The organism is Acetatifactor sp. (genome assembly GCF_982438285.1).
The window spans coordinates 1-2,828 of sequence record NZ_CEWDFQ010000377.1 but is presented as its reverse complement, the minus strand read 5'-3'; the positions used below and the strand labels follow the sequence as shown (position 1 = coordinate 2,828).

4 protein-coding genes are annotated in these 2,828 nt (G+C 51.3%); 1 reads left to right on the top strand and 3 read right to left on the bottom strand.

What is annotated here, in order from left to right; genetic code table 11:
• Both AC1WIP_RS14140 and trxA read right to left on the bottom strand, forming a co-directional pair.
• Nucleotides 1-1,293, bottom strand: a 1,293-nt coding sequence (locus AC1WIP_RS14140) for an FAD-dependent oxidoreductase (protein ID WP_481142431.1), incomplete at its 3' end; no start/stop codon positions are given.
• Nucleotides 1,294-1,311: 18 nt separating this feature from the next.
• Nucleotides 1,312-1,617, bottom strand: coding sequence for a thioredoxin (trxA, locus tag AC1WIP_RS14135; RefSeq protein WP_481142430.1), 306 nt, complete (start codon nucleotides 1,615-1,617; stop codon nucleotides 1,312-1,314).
• 149 nt (nucleotides 1,618-1,766) lie between these two features.
• Here trxA and AC1WIP_RS14130 point away from each other — a divergent pair, with 149 nt between their 5' ends.
• Nucleotides 1,767-2,621 (top strand): DUF3737 family protein, encoded by an 855-nt coding sequence (locus AC1WIP_RS14130; protein WP_481142429.1) that lies wholly within the window; start codon nucleotides 1,767-1,769, stop codon nucleotides 2,619-2,621.
• 5 nt (nucleotides 2,622-2,626) lie between these two features.
• Here AC1WIP_RS14130 and AC1WIP_RS14125 read toward each other — a convergent pair.
• Nucleotides 2,627-2,828, bottom strand: a 202-nt coding sequence (locus tag AC1WIP_RS14125) for a 4Fe-4S dicluster domain-containing protein (RefSeq protein WP_481142428.1), incomplete at its 5' end; no start/stop codon positions are given.

The following is a 2,828-nucleotide window of genomic DNA, read 5'->3' as shown; positions in this document are numbered from 1 at the left end:
GGAAAAGGGCGGTGCATAGGCAAGCTCCAGATCTTTCAGCTGAGCGGCCTGCATTTTGGCATGGATGGCCACGGACAAAACATCTATGCGTTTGTCCACCCCTTCATAGCCTATGATCTGCGCGCCCAAAAGCCGTCCCGTCCCCTTTTCAAAGATCACCTTCATGGTCATGACCTTGCCGCCCGGGTAATAACCGGCATGGCTCATGGGAGAAAGAATCACCTTGTCTGCAGCAATGCCCGCCTGCTTTGCAGCCGTCTCACTTAAACCAGTGGCGGCAGCCGTCAGCGCAAAGGCCTTTAAGACGGAGCTGCCCTGAGCCCCCAGATAACGGCTGTGGTTTCCGCAGATATTGTCCGCTGCAATCCGTCCCTGTTTATTGGCAGGCCCCGCAAGGGGAACAAGCGTATCCTGCCCGGTGACAAAATTCTTTATCTGCACCGCATCTCCTGCCGCATAGATATCCGGGATGGAGGTCTCCATCCTGTCGTTTACCAGAATGCTGTCCTTTCTTCCCAGCAAAAGTCCAGCCTCCCTGGCAAGTGCGGTATCCGGAACCACTCCCATGGCAAGCACCGCCATGTGGGCCTGCAGGGATTCTCCGTCCTCTAAAAGCACCTCCACAAAGCCTTCCCTTTCCCGGAAGCCTTCCACTGCGCGTCCTAAAACCAGCTTCACCCCATTCCTTCTCATCTCATTGTGCAGAAATGCCGCCATGTCCGGATCAAATGGAGTCATCAGCTGCTTAAGCCGCTCTACAATGGTGACCTCCATGCCAAGATTCTTTAGGTTTTCTGCAAGCTCCAGGCTGATAAAGCCTCCTCCTGCCAGTATAACCGTCTTAGGATGGTTTTTTGTGATATATTCCTTGATGCGGAAGGTATCCTCCACGGTGCGCAGCGTAAACAGTCTGTCGGAATTGCCCCCGAAAAAGCCGGGCTTTATGGGCTTTGCGCCGGGAGACAAAAGCAGCTTGTCATAGCTTTCCTCAAATTTCCTTCCTGTTTCCAGATCCTCCACCGAAACCGTGTGGCTCTCCGGATGAATTGCAGTGACCTGGTGACGCACCTTCACCGTTATCCGAAACCGGGCAAAAAAGCTCTCCGGGGTCTGAAGGGTCAGCTCCTCCTTGTGGGTGATCACATCTCCAATATAATAGGGCAGGCCGCAGTTGGCATAGGACACGTAGCCCGACCGCTCAAACACGACGATTTCCGCCTGTTCATCCAATCTCCTGATTCTGGCGGCAGCGGTGGCTCCGCCTGCCACCCCGCCTACAATCACAACCTTCACCTTGCTGTTCCACCTTTCTTATAAAAGACTTAAGATCTGGCTTTTGGGTCTTGCGCCCACAGCCTGATTTGCCACCTTGCCATCCTTGATTACCACCAGCGTAGGAATGCTCATGACCTGAAAACGGCTGGCCAGCTCAGGCTGTTCGTCCACATTGACCTTTCCCACCTTAATATCGGTTCTCTCCTGAGCTATCTCCTCCACCACCGGAGCCACCATCCTGCAGGGGCCGCACCAGGAAGCCCAGAAATCCAGCAAAACGGGCTGTGCGGACTCCATAACCTCCTTCTGAAAATTTTCCTTGGTAATATTTATTGCCGACATATTTGTATCCTCCTTGTTCGTTTTATGCTGCCATTATAGCCTATCTTTTGGAGGATTTCCGTGATATTGTCACACAAGCATTTGCCATTTACAAACATCCGGATTATACTTTAATTGATGTCTGCCGAGGCGGACAAGGAGGTACACTCATGAAAATGATTCAAAACCAAACCTTTGATATGGAACGAGCCTTGTATGGCAGCAAGGAAATTTTCGTAAAGGACTGCGCCTTTGACGGCCCTGCAGATGGGGAAAGCGCCTTTAAGGAATGTGAGGATGTGCAGGTAGAGCACAGTTTTTTTAATCTGCGCTATCCCTTCTGGCACGACCACAGACTGAAAATACAAAATTCAGAGATGACCAGCCTGTGCCGGGCAGCCTTGTGGTATTCCGACCACATCGAAATCACAGACACCAAGCTTCACGGCATCAAGGCTCTGCGGGAATGCAGCGATGTAAAGATGAAGGGATGCGATATTCTCTCCCCAGAGTTTGGCTGGTCGGTGCAGACAATAGAAATGAAGGACTGCCGTGCAGAAAGCGAATACTTTATGATGCGTTCCCGCAATCTGCACTTTCAGAATGTGCGCATGAAGGGAAAATATTCTTTCCAATATATTGAAAATTCCCTTTTCGAGTCGTGCAGTTTCGATACCAAGGACGCCTTCTGGCACGCCAAAAACGTAACCATCCGAAACAGCATAATCAAAGGAGAGTATCTTGCCTGGTACTGCGAGAACGTCACCTTTGAAAACTGCAAAATCACAGGCACCCAGCCGCTGTGCTACTGTAAGGGCTTAAAGCTGATAAATTGCCAGATGATCGACGCCGATCTGGCCTTCGAGCGCTCCCAGGTGGACGCCGTCATCACCACACCGGTACTCAGCATCAAAAATCCTTTGAGCGGACGCATCACTGTGCCCGCTGTGGGAGAAATTATCCGGGATATCCAGGGAGCTGATGCAGAAATACAGGTGCAAAACCAAACAGGCGAAAATCCCTGACACCCTTACTTTCCAAAATAAGCGGCAATTTCCTGCATTCTCCTGGTCTGCTTTACATGGAAGGGACACCGTCTGTCACAATGTCCGCATTGGAGACAGTCTGACGCCTTCCTCTGCAGATTGGCATAATGATCTCTTGCCAGCTCATCCCCCGCCAGGGCAAGGTCATAATACTTATTCATAAGTCCGATATCCAGACCGGCGGGG

Excerpts from the sequence above, each read along its gene's own strand:
- trxA (WP_481142430.1), bottom strand. The coding sequence starts at position 1,617 with ATGTCGGCAATAAATATTACCAAGGAAAATTTTCAGAAGGAGGTTATG.
- AC1WIP_RS14130 (WP_481142429.1), top strand. The coding sequence starts at position 1,767 with ATGAAAATGATTCAAAACCAAACCTTTGATATGGAACGAGCCTTGTAT.